At 57.6% G+C, this 18,567-nt stretch carries 15 protein-coding genes; 7 read left to right on the top strand and 8 right to left on the bottom strand.

Annotated elements, in window-relative coordinates; translation table 11 throughout:
• Positions 1–635: 635 nt before the first annotated feature.
• Both ACIOTL_RS17185 and ACIOTL_RS17180 read left to right on the top strand, forming a co-directional pair.
• Positions 636–1,912 (top strand): IS3 family transposase gene (locus ACIOTL_RS17185; RefSeq protein ID WP_400343999.1). Its coding sequence is split into 2 segments (ribosomal slippage): positions 636–975 and positions 975–1,912, totalling 1,278 coding nucleotides; the frame shifts between segments, so codons are not numbered across the junction.
• Positions 1,913–2,048: 136 nt separating this feature from the next.
• Positions 2,049–2,612 carry a hypothetical protein gene (locus tag ACIOTL_RS17180; protein WP_400343997.1) on the top strand — a complete coding sequence of 188 codons (564 nt, stop codon included), beginning with the start codon at positions 2,049–2,051 and terminating at the stop codon, positions 2,610–2,612.
• Here ACIOTL_RS17180 and ACIOTL_RS17175 read toward each other — a convergent pair.
• Positions 2,589–3,341, bottom strand: coding sequence for a hypothetical protein (locus ACIOTL_RS17175; protein ID WP_400343995.1), 753 nt, complete (start codon positions 3,339–3,341; stop codon positions 2,589–2,591). The genes ACIOTL_RS17180 and ACIOTL_RS17175 overlap by 24 nt on opposite strands.
• 6 nt (positions 3,342–3,347) lie before the next feature.
• Positions 3,348–4,040 carry a hypothetical protein gene (locus tag ACIOTL_RS17170; protein ID WP_400343992.1) on the bottom strand — a complete coding sequence of 231 codons (693 nt, stop codon included), beginning with the start codon at positions 4,038–4,040 and terminating at the stop codon, positions 3,348–3,350.
• A 989-nt stretch (positions 4,041–5,029) separates the two neighbouring features.
• On the opposite strand from ACIOTL_RS17170, the gene ACIOTL_RS17165 reads away from it, so the two are divergent.
• From ACIOTL_RS17165 to ACIOTL_RS17155, 3 genes are all read left to right on the top strand, one after another.
• Complete coding sequence (locus ACIOTL_RS17165) at positions 5,030–6,097, top strand: sugar phosphate isomerase/epimerase family protein (RefSeq protein ID WP_400343989.1); 1,068 nt, start codon at positions 5,030–5,032, stop codon at positions 6,095–6,097.
• Entirely contained in the window at positions 6,097–7,374 is a 1,278-nt protein-coding gene (locus tag ACIOTL_RS17160; RefSeq protein ID WP_400343987.1) for an MFS transporter, read from the top strand. The genes ACIOTL_RS17165 and ACIOTL_RS17160 overlap by 1 nt, the downstream gene beginning before the upstream one ends.
• A gap of 107 nt (positions 7,375–7,481) precedes the next feature.
• A complete protein-coding gene (locus ACIOTL_RS17155) occupies positions 7,482–8,981 on the top strand; it encodes a PLP-dependent aminotransferase family protein (protein WP_400343985.1) in 1,500 nt (499 codons plus the stop codon).
• Between the two features lie 71 nt (positions 8,982–9,052).
• On the opposite strand, the gene speB is transcribed toward ACIOTL_RS17155, so the two are convergent.
• The 4 genes from speB to ACIOTL_RS17135 are packed head-to-tail and all read right to left on the bottom strand — an operon-like array spanning position 9,053 to position 14,073.
• A complete protein-coding gene (gene speB, locus ACIOTL_RS17150; protein WP_400343983.1) occupies positions 9,053–10,003 on the bottom strand; it encodes an agmatinase in 951 nt (316 codons plus the stop codon).
• A gap of 30 nt (positions 10,004–10,033) precedes the next feature.
• On the bottom strand, positions 10,034–11,578 hold the full coding sequence (locus tag ACIOTL_RS17145; protein ID WP_400343980.1) for an aldehyde dehydrogenase family protein: 1,545 nt from the start codon (positions 11,576–11,578) through the stop codon (positions 10,034–10,036).
• A gap of 34 nt (positions 11,579–11,612) precedes the next feature.
• On the bottom strand, positions 11,613–12,626 hold the full coding sequence (locus ACIOTL_RS17140) for an alcohol dehydrogenase catalytic domain-containing protein (protein WP_400343978.1): 1,014 nt from the start codon (positions 12,624–12,626) through the stop codon (positions 11,613–11,615).
• A gap of 13 nt (positions 12,627–12,639) precedes the next feature.
• Positions 12,640–14,073, bottom strand: coding sequence for a purine-cytosine permease family protein (locus ACIOTL_RS17135; RefSeq protein ID WP_400343976.1), 1,434 nt, complete (start codon positions 14,071–14,073; stop codon positions 12,640–12,642).
• A 55-nt stretch (positions 14,074–14,128) separates the two neighbouring features.
• On the opposite strand from ACIOTL_RS17135, the gene ACIOTL_RS17130 reads away from it, so the two are divergent.
• Positions 14,129–14,299 carry a hypothetical protein gene (locus ACIOTL_RS17130; protein ID WP_400343974.1) on the top strand — a complete coding sequence of 57 codons (171 nt, stop codon included), beginning with the start codon at positions 14,129–14,131 and terminating at the stop codon, positions 14,297–14,299.
• Between the two features lie 260 nt (positions 14,300–14,559).
• Positions 14,560–16,134 (top strand): PucR family transcriptional regulator ligand-binding domain-containing protein, encoded by a 1,575-nt coding sequence (locus ACIOTL_RS17125; RefSeq protein ID WP_400343971.1) that lies wholly within the window; start codon positions 14,560–14,562, stop codon positions 16,132–16,134.
• Positions 16,135–16,718: 584 nt separating this feature from the next.
• On the opposite strand, the gene ACIOTL_RS17120 is transcribed toward ACIOTL_RS17125, so the two are convergent.
• Together ACIOTL_RS17120 and ACIOTL_RS17115 are read right to left on the bottom strand one after the other, a co-directional pair.
• The gene (locus tag ACIOTL_RS17120; protein ID WP_400343968.1) at positions 16,719–17,114 is read right to left on the bottom strand and encodes a cupin domain-containing protein; all 396 of its coding nucleotides are present in this window, start codon (positions 17,112–17,114) and stop codon (positions 16,719–16,721) included.
• Entirely contained in the window at positions 17,111–18,556 is a 1,446-nt protein-coding gene (locus ACIOTL_RS17115; RefSeq protein ID WP_400343967.1) for an NAD(P)/FAD-dependent oxidoreductase, read from the bottom strand. The genes ACIOTL_RS17120 and ACIOTL_RS17115 overlap by 4 nt, the downstream gene beginning before the upstream one ends.
• Positions 18,557–18,567 lie beyond the last annotated feature (11 nt).

Genomic DNA, 18,567 nt, shown 5'->3' with positions numbered 1-18,567 from the left:
GCCTACGGAACCGACTGATCCGACAGTTGAGCCTACGGAACCGACTGATCCGACTGATCCGACAGTTGAGCCTACGGAACCGACTGATCCGACAGTTGAGCCTACGGAACCGACTGTGGAACCTACGGACTCGACTGATGTTCCAAGCCAGGATTCTCAGCCATCGCAGAAGCCGGAGAATAACGATATGCTTGCCGATACCGGTGCCGCTGGCACGGGAATCGTATTAGCAGGCGGACTCGTTCTCCTAGCTATTGGGTACCTTGTCAGTGTGAGTGCGAAGCGCCGCCGTCAGCATTAGCAACATTGTTCCAGCTTTGTCTAGAACCTGACAAAAGCTATGCCAGCGGTACAGTATCTAATGGTCGTTGCAACTACCGATATTTCGGAAGTTGCAACGACCATATTGCTCTGAAAGACCGTCTAATCGGATGGTTTAAGGGGCGGACAGCTCGTAACTTGCGAAGACGCCAACACTGCCGAATCATGCGAGGTAATCACGGTCCTGGCCAGAGTCCGCAGTAGCGCTAGTCAACTAGCTGGCATGCGGGGGCGAAGCTGCGAGGGAGGTAGCCCCCGGGTAGTGGACACCCTGTAACTGACCCATAATGGTCAGAGAAATCAGGAGTTAAACTATGCCGAAGAATACCTACACCGCGCAGTTCAAGGCTGACGCCGTGCACCTGTACGAGTCCCACCCCGACCTCGGATACACCAAAGCAGCCGAGGACCTTGGCATTGCCCGAGGCACGCTGAAAACCTGGGTACGGCAGGACCGGATCAAGCGAGGAGCCCCGACACAGCAGTCCACCGGCAGCGCCCAGATGCCTGACCCCGAGCTGAGTGCCGAACAGCGCCTGCTTCAGGCGCAAGCTGAGAACCAGGCATTGCGGGAGCGGAACAAGACTCTGGAGTCCGCCAACAGCGTGCTGGCCGAGGAGCGAGATATCCTGCGCAAGGCCACGAAGTATTTCGCGGCCGAGACGAACTGGTGATCCGCTTTCAGTTCGTTGAAGATTACCGAGACACCCATGCGGTGAAGCGGATCTGCGTGGTGCTGGGGCTGAACCGCTCCAGTTACTACAAATGGCGTGCAGCACGCCCGGCCCGGGCCGCACGCGGCTTGGAAGACCAAGTGTTACTGGTTCATATTCTGCGTCATTACAAGGAATGGAACCGGACGTTGGGGTATCGGCGGATGAACGTTGAGCTGGCTTGCGACCCACGGGTGCAGGATGATCCTTTGGTTGACGGGCCGGTGAATCACAAGCGTGTGGCCCGGTTGATGCGGGAGAATAACTTGGTTGGAGTGCACCTGCGCAGGCCCAAGTCCACGACGGTCAGGGATCCTGGCGCGCAGGTCTTCAAGGACTTGGTGAATCGTGATTTCACCTCCGAGGAGGTCGGTTCGCTCTACGTTGGTGATATCACCTACCTTCCGTATGGGAAGGAAGGGAGATTCTTGTATTTAGCGACGGTGCTGGACGTGTGTTCTCGGCGTTTGGTGGGCTGGTCGATTGCTGATCATATGCGTACCGATTTGGTCGTGGAAGCGCTGGAGTCGGCGGCGGTGGCCAGGGGCTCGGTGGCTGGCGCTCGGATGCACACCGATCATGGCGTGCAATACACTTCATCCCAGTTCCAGAGCGTTTGCCGGCGGCTGGGCGTGGTGCAGTCGATGGGCCGCATCGGGTCAAGCGCTGATAATGCGATGGCGGAGTCGTTCAATGCCACGTTGAAGCGTGAGACGTTGCAGGGGGCCAGGCGGTGGGACTGTGAGCAGTCCTGCCGGGCCGAGGTGTTCCGGTGGATTGTTCGGTATAACAACCTGCGGAAGCATTCGGCGTTAGGCTATAAGTCGCCTGTTGATTTTGAGGGTGGCTTTCACGTTGTGATGGATTTCGCTGCTTAGCGTTTTTGTTCTCGGTGTCCACTTCCCGGGGGCCACCCCCGGCAAAGCAGACACCAACCCGGTGGAATTCCTCAAAGAACAAGGGGTGCGCATCCCAGGTTGAAGAATCCCTGGCTCGTGTTGCTAGGCTCGAACGGTGGAAAAATACGCCAAGTTCATCAGCCATATTGCCTCACCCCCAGCGGTCGTCACCCTCGTCCTGCTCAGTACGCCACTGCGGTACCCGGGCCTCGCGTGGCCGCCGACCTTGCTGGCCACCTTCTTTGCAGGCCTGGTGCCTTGGGCGGCGCTGATCTGGATGCGACTGCGCGGACAGGTCACCGACGTGCACGTCACCGAACGCCGCCAACGCTGGCCGATCCTGCTGATCACCCTGGTTTCCATCCTTGGCGGCATCGCCGTACTGCTGGCCATCTCCGCACCAACCCAGATCCTTGTGGAAGTACTGTTCATGCTTGCCGGACTGCTGATCGTCGGCCTCGTTAACCTGGTCTGGAAGTTGTCCATCCATGCAGCCCTGACTACTTTCGCAGCCTTGCATTGCCTGCTGGGTCTGCCGGCAGGAGCGCAGATCGCGGTAGCCGTCATCGCACTGGTGGGATGGGCAAGAATCCGCGCCGGGCACCACACGCCCACCCAAGTCCTCGCCGGAACTCTCACCGGCGCTCTGGTGAGTCTAGGAGACTTTCTGGTGGTGTAAATGCGGGGGTGGCTGGAGTTCGCGGCGATGCGTCAGTAAAGCGGAGATCCACGCCAGAACAAGACCTGAGAGAACACAGAGCATCGCTGGATAGACAATCAAATCGGTCAGCCAGTCCAGCTGCCGGTTCGCCAGCTCCACCAGATGGCCCATCGGTGCAACGACGCCGAAGGCAAAGCCAACCGACATCAGCTTCTTCGAGTAATACGGCACCCGGTACACCGAAGGCGTTGTCGCCTGCACCAGTGGTTTCACCAGCAGGGCGGATACCACCGCCGGATAGAGGTAGAGGGACAGCTTATAGAGCACGACGGACGTTTCGGTGTCCCTGAAGTCGTCCAGCCCCATGTTCGAATACGAGAGATCTGCCGCGAAAAACAACACCGTCATCAGGGCCATAGCTAGAGGAAGGCCGACAGCCGAGAACCGTCGAATTCTTGAAGCCACATCGCACCGGCCGATGCTGAGAGCAATCTGGACCCCGGCAGCCAGGAACACGAAATTGATGCAAAAATGCGAGAGAAGATTCGCCAGATTCACTGAGCCGAGAAGGCGATCAATAGTGAGGTAGATCGGTTCCACTGCAAGCCAGAGGCCGATACTCATTCCTAGATGGGTAAGCCATAACCAGAGGTTGCCTGTGCCTTGAATCAGGCGGGGGGCCCTCAACCCAAGCACTAACGTGAAGATGCTTGCCAAAGTTACTGCTGCCCAGCTAGAAAAACCCATAGGATTTTATCCTAGGTGGTTTTCAAATGTCTCCAAGCTACGCACCTGTTTCCCCACCTCGCGTAGGCGTTTCTCCGATTCGGCGAGTAACTGCCCCAAAGGTACTGTGTTCAGCCAGCGGGAACGGCACTCTGGGTCCCATCCTGCCTCAGCACCAGTTAGTACACCTGACACCACCAAAGCGGACACTAAGGGGAAACTGGCATACTGGGCGATTTCGAGAGCAACATCTTCTCGTAACCGGCTGCGCAGCATCTTCCACAAGGTCGGCTGCGCTACGCCCAGTTGCTGTTGGATATGGGCTCGAAGATTCCCATCGTCGGCGCAATCAAACCAATTCAACGCCAAATGATCGTAAGATTCCCCGCCTAGTTCAGCCTCATCGACTGTCTCTGAGTCCAAACGATGAACTGTTCCCTGCAAAAGGCCTGCCGTGGGAATGAACGCTGCCATTTCGCTTGGAGCGGGCGCGGAGGTGGTGATGCTTGCGAATTCCCGAAAACGGGTTAACTCGTCCAACGGATCCAGGTCCAGGCCGCGTGCGATGGCCGTAATGGTTGAAGGCGCCACGCTGCCACGGCTGACCTGCTGGGTGACGCGTAAGCGTGGAAGGTCCGATAACTGCGCGAGGCGCACCAAACCAGTGCCTGGTGCTACAGCATCCAGCCACGATTGAACTTCAGACCGTCCAATTTTCACACGCTACTCATTAGAATCACTACGGCTGCGGGAGGCAAGCGCGAAAAACCTAGATTAACATTCCCCATTTGTCCTAACTTATCGTGAACGGGCTTACGTTTCGCCCAAATCTAGCAAAGGGCTAAGACACGATTTGGCCACGTAGGTTCCGGCGACACGGACCCTACGTGGTTGGCGGGGCAGGCGTCGATCGATGTGACACGCGAAACGGCGAGTTCTAACTGTCCTTGCAACACCCTGATATTTCAGTAGCTGCAACGATCGTGCCGCATTTATCCTAAGAGCCAACACCCAATGCCTTACAGTGTCCCGCCGCCGCATCACTGAAGGAGAGCGCTAACGCTTCGCTGAAGTTCTGGACCAGACCAACAAAGTCAAAGATGCCGCAGATGCCATAGGCGTCTCACTGCTGGCTGCCTATCAGCGTGCTAGAACCTGTGGCTGGGAACCGTCGAAGACTTCGAAGTCCGAAACACGAGGCAAGAACAAGACCAAATACACCCAAGATGAGAAGGACACGTTCTTCAAAGCTTTCGCTCGGCTGCAGAACGTCAACGCGGCAGCACAAGAAATTGGGTTCCCCGAGAAACCTGCGTTCAATGGGTGAAGAAGGCTGGCCTGAGTGCCGCCCCGAAACGCGGGCAAAAACGCGCAGAGTTCCTCAAACTGCGCGTCGAAGGAAAGAACCGATGCGAAACCACCGAGGTGGTTGGGACAATCCGAGTGCGGCGAGCGACTGAGGCTGCTCTTCATCCGAGACGTAGGTCCGGTAGTGAGGCAAGCTCACTTACTCTGAAATGAATTGGCAGAAGGCCCGATTACGGCTATCTGACACCAAAAATGGTATTAATACCTGTAGTGATAATGGACATACCTCTAAGACTAATAGATTGCTAAAAATGAGGGTCAGCACACCAAGTGATGCGCAGCACTTCGAAGTCGAGGAGGAAATCTTGAACGTACAGTCTCGATTTGCCAAGATCCTATCAATGAATCTAGATGCCGCCGAACAGCAGCAGATTCCAGAGTTAACGCCGCAATTGGCCCAGAAGTTAGTTCACCGGATCGATACGATTCCTCTGTTCGCGCATGCCTACTCGCTGCTGGGAAATTTCACTTACGGTACCTACCGCCCCAGCGACCTGCTGACCTACGCTTTTGAGCATGAACTGGACGGTGTCTGCATCCACCTGCTTGATGGCGAAGAGCGCAGCCTGGGACAGGCCAGCGACGCGGAGCTTCGGGAGTTCGGATCCACTGCGCACCAGCTGGGGCTCAAAGTACATCTGGAAATCAGCAGCACCCGCAAGACGGATCTCGACGACGTGGTGCGCATTGCGCGGATCTTGAATGTCGAGCACATCCGAGTGTATTCACGCTACGAAGGCCTGCTGTCCGAGGTTCTCACCATGGTCGACAGCGACTTGCAATACCTGATCGTGCTGGCCGAGAAATACGACCTTCAATTCTACTTCGAACAGCACGAGGAATTCAAGAGCTTCGAAATCGCAGCAGCCCTGGAACGTGCAAACCATCCCCGGCTGCATGCGCTGTTCGACTTCGGGAACATGATCAACGCCTACGAGCGCCCCTTGGACGCGCTGAATCACCTGGCACCGCACGTCGGCCAAGTTCACCTCAAGGGCATCAAGATCATGCCGGAAGACGGAGGCTTCGGCCACCGTGGGGTATTGCAAGGCAGCGATGATGACGACATGCCAAGCCCGCGCATGCTGATAGACCTCTTGCTCTTGGGAGAGGATGAACCGCAGGTGATCGCTTTCGCCCTAGAGCAGGAAAACCATTACCGTGCTCCGGCTTTCCGCCGCGCCGATGATCCGGAAGATCCGTTCATCGCCTACCGCGATCTGAGCACTACCGACCGTCCAGCCTCACTGACCTGGGACGAAATGCTGGTTGAAGAGCCGCAGTGGGCGGTCAACCAACTGACCTATGTTCGAACAGTCCTTGCCCAACTGCGTGAACTTGCCATGTGCCGACTGGAATCGGCATCCGAGGACAAGGCCCGCAACGAAACTCTTCAGGAGACCTACTAATGAAAACGATCAACAAGGCCAAGTGGGGCAAATTCGTCCTGCTGATCATGGGCGGCGGCACCATTTACAAGCTGGCCAACCTCAAGGACGTTTTCTATGTCCCCATGCAGGAGCACCTCGGGCTGAGCAACACCGAAATCGGACTGCTGCTAAGCATCAACTCGATCGTGGCCACCGCCCTGTTTGTCGTCGGCGGATACCTGGCCGACCGTTTCCAGACCCGCACCGTGATCAGTGCGGGCCTGATCGGAGCCGGTGCCATCGGCTTCTACATGGCCTCCTTCCCGGACTTCAATATGATGATGGTTGTGTTCGCGCTGCTTGCGGTGTGCTCGGATTGTCTGTTCTGGCCGGCGCTGCTCAAGAGCGTTAGACAGCTGGGCGACGGCGACGAGCAGGGACGAATGTTCGGTTTCCTCGAGGGTGGTCGCGGTGTCATTGATACCATAGTGGCTTTCTCGGCGTTGGGCATCTTCATCGCGATGGGCTCTGGCCTCGCTGGATTCCGTGCCGCGATCATCGCCTACTCTTCGATCAATATCTTGATCGGTGTGCTCCTCTTCTTCCTGTTGCGCGGCAACTCCGCCCAGGCTGTCCAGGAAAACGCATTCACTGAGGCCAAAACGCACAAGCCGAAGGTGAGGGAGACTCTGAAACTGATTACGCGCATGCCGCAGCTGTGGCTAGTCAGCTTTACCGTGTTCATGGTCTACATAGTCTATGTGGGCCTGACCTACTTCATCCCGTACCTGTCCACAGTGTATGGGCTACCGGTGGCCCTGGTGGGAGTCTTCGGCATCATCAACCAGTACGGACTGAAGATCGTCGGCGGCCCACTTGGCGGTTACCTGGCTGACAAGAAGGTTAAGAGCTCCAGCAAGTACCTGAGCTACTCGTTCCTGGCACTGCTACCGGTCATGGCGGTCATCATCTTCTTACCGCAGAACGAGAACTTCACCGTGCTGGCCATGGTCGCCTGTCTGGTCTTCTCCTTGATCGTCTTCTCGATGCGCGGAGTCTTCTGGGCGCCGATGGACGAGGTTGGAATTCCGGAGCAGATCAGCGGCACCGCCTTCGGTGTGGCATGCCTGATCGGTTACGCACCGGGTATGTTCGGATTCTTGATCTACGGCGCAATCTTAGACGCGAATCCGGGGGCCGCCGGATTCCATTTGGTCTTCGCAATTATGTGCGTGCTGGCAGTGATCGGTAGTGTGATTTCCATGCTGCTCGCCAAGGCCGCGAAGAAGACTCAGCAAGTCGCCACGAGTGCCTAGCGATCACACTCTTACATTTTCCGATCGGCCGGCCCACGGTTTACGAAGGTAAACTGAGGGTCGGCCGATCAACTGCCGCCTCGGGCGGTCCACGCGAGGTACGGAGGGTGAGCATCTTGAAGGGAAGCGGAGGAAAGCTGCTGGCAGAGTTGCATCTGGATCGCTCCGGAGGCAGCCCCCTGCACCGTCAGATCTACACCCAGATCCGCACCATGATCCTCAATGGCCAGTTACCCGGAGGCACCAGGCTTCCATCCACACGGACCTTATGCGCCGAACTTGCGGTCTCTCGCATCACCCTTGTCAACGCATTCCAAGCCCTGACCGGAGAAGGATTCCTGCGTTCTAGGACCGGGGACGGAACCTACGTGGGCGATGAGTGGCGCAAAGACTTCAGCTTCGCGCCGGTGAATCGACGCCCCGAACTATCGGTACGCGCCGGCCTGGGCACCTCGGCGCGCGGCAGCGAGCTGCGCAAACAGGCACTGACCTCCTGGAATCCTGAGGACTCCGAAACCTTCGTGGCCAGCCAGGTGGGCATCGACCTGTTTCCCTCACAGACCTGGAAAACTCTGATCGCCAGACACAGCGAACGTCCTTCGATCGACATGCTCGGCTACGGTGAGCCACTGGGATACCTACCTCTACGCGAAGCGGTGGCCGAATACCTGCGTGATTCCCGAGGCCTGAACTCCACGGCTGAGCAGATCGTCATCACCACCGGAGCGCAGCAGGCGTTCAACGCGCTTATGCTGCTGATGACCGATCCGGGTGATCAGGTCTGGATGGAAGACCCAGGCCACATCGCCGCGGCCAAAGTGATGCTGGCTAACGGCTGCACAGTGCACGGTGTTCCTATCGACGAACAGGGTGCCGACCTGTCCGCAATGGAAGATTTTCCGGCAGGGCGCCTCATGTTCCTGACGCCCGCCAGACAGCACCCCTTAGGTGTGCGCATGTCCCTAGCCCGGCGCATGGAGTGGATCGCGTGGGCCAATGAGCGCAACAGTTGGATCATTGAGGATGACAGCGATAGCGAACTGCGCTATCGCGGGGTGCACTTGCCGCCGCTGTTCGGGCTGGATCGCGGTGCGCACGTAGTGCACGTAGGCTCGTTTAGCAAGGTCATGTTCCCTTCTATCAGGGTCGGCTACGCGGTGCTGCCTGATGACCTAGTCCAGCCCTTCGGGGCCGCAATTTCGCTGACCGGTCGGACCCCGTCCACGCTGATTCAGGCGACCACTGCCGACTTCCTGCGCGGGGGTCACCTGAACTCTCATATCCGCCGTACCCGGAAAATTTATGAGGCCCGGCAGGCCGCGCTGTTGCAAGAATTGCACCGGCAGCTGTACCCGTTCATCCAGGTCGATACGGTCGAGGCCGGGATGCACGTGATTGCCAGATTACCGCCTGGAATCGACGACCAGCACCTTGCGGACGAGCTGGCCTACCGCGGGGTCTATACCTATGCGTTGGGGGACTACGTGTTGCAGCAGCCAGCTCCGCCAGCTCTACTCATCGGCTTCGCGGCCACCGAGGCTCGGCGCATGTCCGACGCCGTGGGCTACATGGTCCGCGCACTGCATCATATCGGCCATCGCTGGTAGACGCGCACTGCAAAAGGGCCGTCACCTCACCGACAATTCGGCTAGGTGACGACCCCGGCTTGCTGTTGCTGTTACTTGTTGGTAGTCAGCAAAGACATTATTTCAAACACCAGAGTGGCCGCGGCTAGCGACGTGATGTCCGCATGATCGTAGGCCGGAGCCACTTCCACCACGTCGGCACCCACGATGTTCAGTCCGCTCAGTCCGCGCAGAGTCTGAAGAATCTCGCGCGAGTGCATGCCGCCCATCTCCGGGGTGCCAGTTCCCGGCGCATAAGCCGGATCTAGCACATCGATGTCGATCGAAAGATATACAGGAGTCTCGCCGATGCGTTCCTTGATTCGTTGCACGACAGCCGGGATGCCCATGGTGTCAATGTCCGAGCAACGGATGATCTGAAATCCGAACTCGTGGTCGCGGATAAAATCGTCCTTGTCGTACACCGGGCCGCGGATCCCCACGTGCATGGAGCGGTCCTCGACCAGCAGACCCTCCTCGAAGGCCCGGCGAAACATGGTGCCGTGAGTGATTTCCTCGCCGAAGTAGGTATCCCAGGTGTCAAGGTGCGCATCGAAGTGAAGCAGAGCCACCGGGCCGTGCACGGCCGCGGTTGCGCGAATCATCGGCAGAGCAATGGTGTGGTCTCCGCCGATGGCGATCACGGTCTTATCTTTTGCGACCAGGTGGGTTGCCTGCTCCTGGATTTGCTTGACAGCCAGCACATTGTCGTACGGTGTGCATGACAGATCGCCCGCATCCACAAATTGGGCGGTTTCCACGGCGGTGGTCTGCAGTTCTGGATGGAAGCCCGGACGCAGTAGCCGCGAAGCCTCGCGGACGTTGGACGGGCCGAAACGGGCGCCAGGACGGAACGAGGTTCCACCGTCGAACGGGACGCCGACGATGGCGACGTCGTAGTCCGGCACGGATCCTAGTTGTGGTAGACGGGCGAAGGTGCCTAAGCCTGCGTAGCGCGGTACTTCTGTGGCGGCCACGGGACCGACGGGAGCGAAATCAACCATGAGGGTTCTCCTTGAAAATTCTCGTGCAGTCTATGGAAGGGTGATCCATACGGTTTTGGTTTCGGTGACATAATCGAGTTGTTCGGCTCCCAGGTCGCGACCGAATCCGGACTTTTTATAGCCGCCGAACGGCATGGCCGGGTCGATGGAGCTCTGTGCGTTGACATATACGGATCCGGCCTTCAGGCTCTTGGACAGCTGGTGGACGCGGTTCAGCGACTGTGAGTAGATGGTGGCAGCCAGGCCGTACTCGCTGTCATTGGCCAGAGCCAGTGCTTCTTCCTGGGTGGAGAATCGCTGGGCGACCAGCACTGGACCGAAGATCTCCTCACGTACCACGGTCATTTTGTTGGTGCAGTCGCCGAAGATTGACGGGGCCACGTAATTGGTGATGCCATCGTCGATCGGGCCGCCACACAGTAGCGTGGCGCCCTCCTCCACCCCCGTCTTGATCATGGCTGTCACCGAACGGTACTGGGCGTCAGAAACTAATGGCCCGATCATGGTTTCCGGATCCAGGCCCACTCCCAGCTTCCAAGATCTGGCATTGGCCACCAGTTTGTCCATGAACTCGTCGTAGATCGAATCCTGCACGTAGAGACGGGAACCAGCGTCGCAGATTTGACCGGCATTGAAGAAGATGCCGAAAGCGACCTCTTCAACAGCTTTGTCCAGGTCGCAGTCATCGAAAACAAGTACGGCGGATTTGCCGCCCAGTTCCAGGGTCATTCGGGTCATGTTCTCCAAAGCCGCGTGGCCTACCGACATGCCGGTCTTTGTGGAACCGGTGAAGGTGACCTTGTCAATGCCCTTGTGGGAGGCCAGCGCCGCACCCACAGTAGAGCCCTTGCCTGTGAGGATGTTGATCACGCCCGCCGGGATGCCTGCTTCCAGCGCCAACTCGGCGAAGCGCAGGGTTGTCAGCGAGGTGACCTCTGGGGGCTTCACCACGGTGGTGCAACCGACAGCCAGTGCCGCGCCCAACTTCCAGGCCAAGGTCTGCAGGGGGAAGTTCCACGGGACGATGACGCCGATGACACCCACTGGCTCCTTGCGGGTATAGGCCACGTAGTTTCCCTCGAGGCCTGCCGGTTCGCCGCTGCGGCCAGTGATCTTGGTTGCCCAGCCGGCGAAGTATCGGTATGTATCGATGGTGCCCTGGATGTCCATCTCTGCTTCGGACAGCGGTTTGCCCACGTCGATGGATTCCAGAGTTGCCAGCTCGTGAAAGTTCTCTTCAATCAGATCGGCCAGACGGTGAATCATGCGTTCGCGGGCCAATGGGGTCTGGGTGGCCCATTCGCCGGATTCAAAAGCGCTGCGGGCCGCAGACACCGCCTCTTCCAGGTCCCCAACGGTAGCGTTAGCCAAGGTGGAAACCTGTTGACCGGTGGCCGGCTCGATGACTGGAACGGTGCCGCCGTCGGACGCTGGTTTCCAGACGTTGCCGATGAACAGCTCATGCTGGCGGGCCAAGAATTTTTGCACGCCGGCGGAGACATTGTAAGAGTCCAGGTAAGCCTGCGGGTTCTGGAAGGTCTTCACGGTTGTTTCGGTGTTGAATAAGGAAGTCATGATGTGCTCCAAAGGGTTCGTGCTTTAGTACGTTCTAGTAGTTGACGACAAGGCGGCCTTCGGCCTGGCCCTTGTCCAAGGCCTGGAAGGCCTCGTTGATTTCAGAGAAAGGGAGGGTCTTGATAGTGGACTTGATCTTGCCTTCCTTGGCCAACGCCAGGACCTGGTCGCGTTCCAGCCGTGTTCCGTCGGCGCTGCCGATGATGGTAATGCCCAGATCGATAATTTCCGCCGCGGCGAAGCTGAACGGCTTGTTCGGCAGGGCCACCTGTATAAAGCGTGCGGTTGGGGCTGCCAGATCGAACATGCTGCGAAAGACCTGTGGAGATGGGGCGAAGCTCAGGCAGGCGTCAGCGCCGCCCAAGGTCTGAATGGCTTGCACCGCCTCGTCACCCGGAGTGTAGGCGGCATAGGCGCCCAGCATCTTGGCGGTTTCTAACTTTGCTGGCTCCAGATCGATGCCGATGACCTTAGCACCGTACAGTGCAGCGCACTGGATGGCATACTGTCCTAGACCCCCCAGTCCGAAGATCACCACGACGGAGCCCGGCTCCAGCTGGGCCTTACGGACCGCGCTGTAGGCGGTGACGCCGGCGCATAGCAACGGAGCAGCTTCAGCGGACGACAGTTCCTCGGGGATCATGGAAACCCAGTCCGCCGGGGCGATGACGTACTCAGAGAAGCAACCGTCCACGTGGACACCTGTAGCCTTAGAATTGCGGCAGTAGGTTTCCAGACCGCGGCGACATTCGCGGCAGGTGCCGCAGGCTTCGTAGACGAAACCGACACCCACCCGGGTGCCCAGCGCCATCTCTACGCCTTCACCATGGGCCGCCACCGTGCCAACGCCTTCGTGACCCAGAATCGCAGGCTTCTCGCGAGGCAGCTCATCCTCGCCTTTCCAGAAGTGCACGTCGGTATGGCAGACGCCGCAGCTCTCCATCTTCAGTAATACCTCGCCCTTGCCCGGCGTCGGGATCGGGGCCCGGCGCAGCTCCAGCGGAGAACTGTCTTCGGTGTAGTAGGCGGCAAGCATGGTTTTGGTCATGATGATTCAGCTCCTATTTAGCGGGTGTCGAAGTTGTGGGAATTGACGAGTAGCCACCCAGTTGGCGGGGCAGGATGAAGAGTTTTGAGGCAATCCAATACATGAGACCGGCAACGACGGCTGCCAACAGCGAGGCAGTAGTGTAGCGGAACCAGACACTGTGTTCGAAGGTATACGGGTTGAATGTCAGCGTGAATACGACCGCGCCAACCACGAAAGCCGCCATTGCTGCGATGTTGAACCCGCCAGTAAAGTAGTAGCGCGAAGCTCGGCCTTCGACGAACAGGTCGTACAACGCTACGTGCGAACGGCGCAGGATGAAGTAGTCCACTATCATGATGCCGGTCAGCGCGCTGTACAACGCCGCGGTCCAGACTAAGAAGACCATAAAGCCGTCGTAGAGCCCGGGTAGGACGAACAGGATAATGGCCGGAACCATGCAGAATCCCACCACGAGTTTTTCCCAGCTGAATCTCTTCAGGATCCGGTCGAACATCTGCCGCAAGCCCACCACCGCGGTGTATAGAATGTTGGCCATGCTGGTGACGTTGGCGAACGCGACGAATAGCAACACGGTCACGCTGAGCCAGAATCCGCCGGTCTGGGTCATCCATTGGGTAGGGTCCGCGCTGCCGAACTTGATGGCGCCGATGAGGCCTACTGCCTCGCCCAGCGAGGCCGCTGCGCCAATGCCGATCAGGTTCGGCCAGAAGGCCACACGCTCGTTTTTGGTGATGCGCGACAGGTTTCCCAGGTACGGCCACCAAGAAAAGCCTGCGGCGATGTTGATTTCCACGGCGATCATGAAGTTAATGGCGTTCGAGTCGAACGGGTGGCTCAGCGCCGGCAGGTTAAGGATCTCTGAGACACTGGAATCCTTTAGAAAGATATAGATCATCAAACCCATAACAACGAACAGCGCCGGGGCGACGATAGTGTTGAAGATCTTGATCGAGGTCGGCCCCTTTGCCACCACGAAGGCAGTGATGGCGATGGCGAGCAGGGTGATCACGTAGATGTGCCAGCCCGATGGTTCCGGTTCGCGCTGCGCGACTACGGAGATGGCAGAGTCGATGGAGCGTCCGAACATGATGCCCAGAACGACCAGCCAGCCAACGGTCAAGAAAATCATCGCAACGATGTAGATCAGCCGGCTACCGTTGTGCCCAAAGACGCTGCGCATGAAAGTGTACTGCTCGGTACCGTATTTACCGGCGCTGATAGAGACCGCGAGTCCAACTAGCAACACGCCCAAGAGGTTGCCCAGAATGATTGCCAGCAGGCCTTGCTTTACCCCGACCACTAGGGATAGGGAACCTCCGATGAGAAATCCCCAAGTGGCGATGGCGAGAGCAGCGTTGGCCCAGGTGTATTCCCAGAAGCCCCAAAGACGTTTGCTGGGTGGGAGCGGAGCCCTGCCGCGTTCTGCTTCGATGGCGTAGTCCATATGAATTCGCTTTCAGGAGGGTCCGAAATTCTCATAAATTCCGGGCGAGAGACTATTGGAGGACGAGGACCAAGACGTAGGTGACGACGAGAAGAAGGCTGACGATGAGATATTCGCTTCGGGAGAGCTGTCCGCGCTGGTGCTGGAGCTCGTGCTGTGCAAAGTCGTCACAAACGTGATTTCGTTCGGTCAAGAAGGCCTGCTCATCGACCGAGAGGTTCTGTGAGCTTGCAGTGTTCATTGTGATCACTTCCGTCTGAATCTTCGAATCATTATTAAATCGATATGCGCCGCTAGGTGGTGGGGATGACGTGTCATTGCGTGGTGGTTCAGAATCGACATCAGGACCGTAGATATTGGGTAAATGCATATTTGACTTGCTGCATTCGGGCGATTTCGGGCATATATCTATCTTGCGACGATGGTGTGACGCGGGCAACAGATGAACTGTAATCAGTTGACTTGGGCCGGTGTTACACTCTGTAAATGCCGTTGACGATTCGTCGCTTACTTCAGAACCCCACGCTCAACAGATCACGTCCCCACATACTCAGCATGGGGGATCGGCTGGATGATAACGTCTGTGGAATCCACATCGCTGAATCAGCTGATCTCGCAGGGCTCATTGAAGGTGGAGAGTTGATCCTGTGCTCAGGCTTAGCGCTGAATGAATCCGTTGAGCGCGCGACAACGTTCATGAATGATATTGAACGTTCCGGGGCGTGCGCGGTGATGTTTTCCTTCCTCACCGACGCCGCAGGCGTGAAATCTGCAATTCGCGCCGCAGCGGCCTCTATGAGTTTTCCCGTGATTCTGCTCGATGACCGTGCGCGCTTCATCGAGATCATCGAAACTTTCAACGAGCTGTCGCGTTCTACGGCGGCCATCACCGGCCCCGAAGCCGTGGAAGAATTCCTGAATTCGCCGGTTGCCGAACAACTTTCGGTGTTGGATCTGTTACGCACCGCCGCAGAACTTTTCAACACCCCACTGGTTTTAGAAGATGAGTTTTCCGTGATGATCTTCCAGCGTGGGCTCGGAATCGAGCAAATGTACCAGTATGGAGAGGCGCGTCGGACGGTACAGGGGCAGGACTCTGGAAGTTTCGACTTGGCAGGGGAGCAGTGGGTTCAGAACCCGGTCATCGTTGCAGGTCGGCGTGTGGGCCGGATTGTATGTCCGCTCTGGAGAGAGAGTGCACGTTTCGCCTCGGTGTTGGACCGGCTCTCACACGTACTGGGGCACAAGCTGATCGGAAAGCACGAGGAGCTGCAGCTGCTCCGTCAGGATCTAATGGCTGATGTCGTTGCAGAACTGCGCAGTGGAGTGGCAATGACCGAGAAGGTTGCTTTGTTGCGCCTGCACCTTTTCGGGATGAGGGAGACAGAGGAGCTGATTCCGGCGGTGCTGTGCATCCCCACTCCTTCGGATAGGGACTTAGACCGCAATGGATTGGTTCGCCGGCTACGCCTGTCATTTGGCAGACTTTCGGTCCCAGTGATCATCCGGCAGGGAGACGGACTCGAATCCGATGCCATTGGGTTATTATTTTGTCTGCCATCGGCCGAAAGGTCCGAGATTATCCTGAACGAAGCCTACAAACGGGCCGAGACCGAATGCGGTGAACTAGCCTGGAGTATGGGTGTGTCTGAGACGCAGCAGTCACTGAAAAAAGCTGCACGCGAAGGTTTACTGGACGCGTACCGTTTGGCACGCGGTGCTCTGAGTATGGACGAACGCAAGTCGAGGTACTACCGGGCGCATGATCTGGGATTCCGTTGGATCATTCAGCCGCTAGCCCGCTCAGCCGAAGGTGAAGCTTTTGTCAGGGACCAGCTGGAACCGCTGAAAAATGAACCCGAGCTGCTGGAATTTCTGGAGGCGTACCTCAACGCAACCGGTAATATTGCTCGTTTGTCCCGGTCGTTGCATCTAAGTCGCCCTAGTATCTACGCACGTCTGCGCCGAGTTCAGGAGGAATTTGGGCTTGATATGGATAGCGCCGACACCCGAACTTCCCTGCATTTGGCTCTTGCATTGTCTCGTTTGCTAGTGGTGTAACTAATTCTGAGGGCGTGCTGTGAGACGCTGCACTTGGCACGATCGCCGTCCGGGGTCCGCTAGGGGTCGCCGCAGAAAATAGAAAAATCGTACGCTAAGGCTTCACTGAGGCGCGTACTCAACGGTGTGCGGTTTCTTATTCGCGTTGTAACAATTGCAGGTCAGATATCATTACTGATGTTTATTGGCCCGTGAATTATCCCCACATGGCGTATTCCCATGTGCTACTGCTACTCCCGTGAGTTCAAAGCCGATAACATAGATTATGTCAAGTAAAGGCTGTTGTATTGTCAGAACTTGCGAACTCACGGTCTCCTCGATAACTGAGCGAGAATCCAAGCATTTTCTGGGGCTCAACAATTTATCTTGCACTTTGCCGCTAGCTTCTGGCTGAATCGTAACCGTAAAATGACGCAAAAATTCCGAACTCCATTAGAGGTTTAGAAAATTCTTTGACGAGAATATGCGATTACAAAGCCGTCGATACGACCTCCAAACTTCGTAGAGTTGGTATCGATGACAGTCAGATAACTGCTCCGAACTTGGCAGCATTTCCCGTTCTTGATCCTGGAAGTAGGAATCCGCTACTCGGCGACACCCATGTACATCTTGCGCAACGGCTCATGCAGCGTCCAGCTGGTGTGCATACCCTCGGAAAGATGGCAAACTGTGCCCGGCACCAGGCGAAGTTCGACGGCCGTGAAGCCGTTCTTTGCATGCACCTGCACGGTCGCGGATCCGCTGAGCACCACGAAGAGCTCCTCATTTTCCACATCACTCATGGTGCCTTCACTCATTTCCCACAGCCCGAATTCCACGCCAAAAATCTCGCCCAGGCGCTTCTCTGCGGTACTCGGTTGGCCACCGAGCACCTGGCTCACAGGGACCTCTTCATGTTCAAGAATGACGCGCGCGGTATTGACGGTGCGGCGCTGACGTTTCTTCAGAGCCGCGGACTCCGGGACGATGTCTCCGCTCACGAGTCGAACCCCATACCCAAGGTATCCATGGCTTTGAGGAACAGTCCGCGCTTGCCCTCGCGCTGGTCCGCGCGGGCCATGGCAGCAGTCATCATTTTGACTCCAAGCCAGGCCGCAGGCTCTGGAGGAAAGGGCAAAGGCTTCTTTCTAACCATTTCAAACCCGGTGAGCTCAGTTTCCTTGCCCTCCAAAAGATCCAGCATGACCCTGGCACCGAAGCGGCTGGCACCTACGCCTAACCCGGTAAACCCGGCACAAGATGCGACCTTGCCCTTGTAGGCCAGATCGAAGAAGGAGAAAAAACGGCTGCAGGAATCGATGGCACCACCCCAAGCGTGTGAGAACTTTAGTTCCTGCAGCTCGGGGAAGGTGGCAAAGAAGTGCGCGGCAAGCTTGGCGTAGGTCTTCTCACTGTCGTAGTACTCGTGGTTGACCTTGCCGCCGAAACGGTAGATGGCATCCCAGCCGCCGTATAGGATGCGAAAGCCTCCGTTGTCGTCGATGATCGGACGCGAGTAGTGGAAGCGGTTGTTCAAATCCACCAGGCCGTGCAATGTGTCCCAACCGATGGCCGCCCGCTGTGTTTCGGTCAACGGCTCGGTGACTAACACGTAGTCGTAGACCGGAACGGTCATCAGTGCATTTCGCTTGAGCAGCGACGGAAAGACGTTGGTGGCCAAAGCCACGCGTGCCGCATTCACTGCACCGCCCGCGGTGCTCGCCGTGATCCTGCCGCCAACTTCTTTGAGTCCGGTGACCTCGGACTGTTCGAAGATCTTTACCCCGAGCTTTTCGCAGGCCGCGAGCAGACCCCAAGCCAGCTTAGCCGGGTTCACCAGCACGGTGTCTTCCTTGGACCAGGACCCAGAGAGGAAGGCTTCAGATTTGATCAGCTCCGCGGTCTGGCCACGATTCAGGTAGACGACATCCTCTCCGTTGGATTCCTCGCGCAACCAGGCGTCCTGGTGTGGCTCGGTCGCCACAGCTAGGGCGCCCTCGCGGATCAGGTCGCAGTCGATGCCGTAACGTTCGATGGTCTCGATCAGCTCGGCGAGGTTCTCATTGCCCAGCTCGGTCAACCGCGCATTTTCCTTGGGTAGATGCGCCTCGCCGTTGGATTCTCCGTGCACCAGAGATGCCTCGCAGAACCCGCCGTTGCGCCCGGAAGCCTCAGAACCGATCCATCCGGCCTCCAGCAGCACTACTGAGGATTCTGGTTTACGTTCCTTGGCTTGCAGTGCAGTCCACAGTCCCGTGTAGCCGCCGCCAACGACCAACAGGTCGGTCTCGAACGACGCACGCAGCGGCTCTCGTACCCCGGGGCGTAACGGGGAATCGAGCCAATACACAGCACGTTTGGTCTCGCGCAGGGACGCAGCACAGAGCGCCGTGTCGATGGTTTTTTCGGCATTCTCAAAGAACGTCGGTTTTGGTGCAGTCATGTCTCTTTCAA

Source organism: Glutamicibacter sp. NPDC087673, from assembly GCF_044743255.1.
GTDB lineage: Bacteria > Actinomycetota > Actinomycetes > Actinomycetales > Micrococcaceae > Glutamicibacter.
The sequence above is the reverse complement of the archived record's forward strand: the minus strand, read 5'-3'. Positions and strand labels throughout refer to the sequence as shown.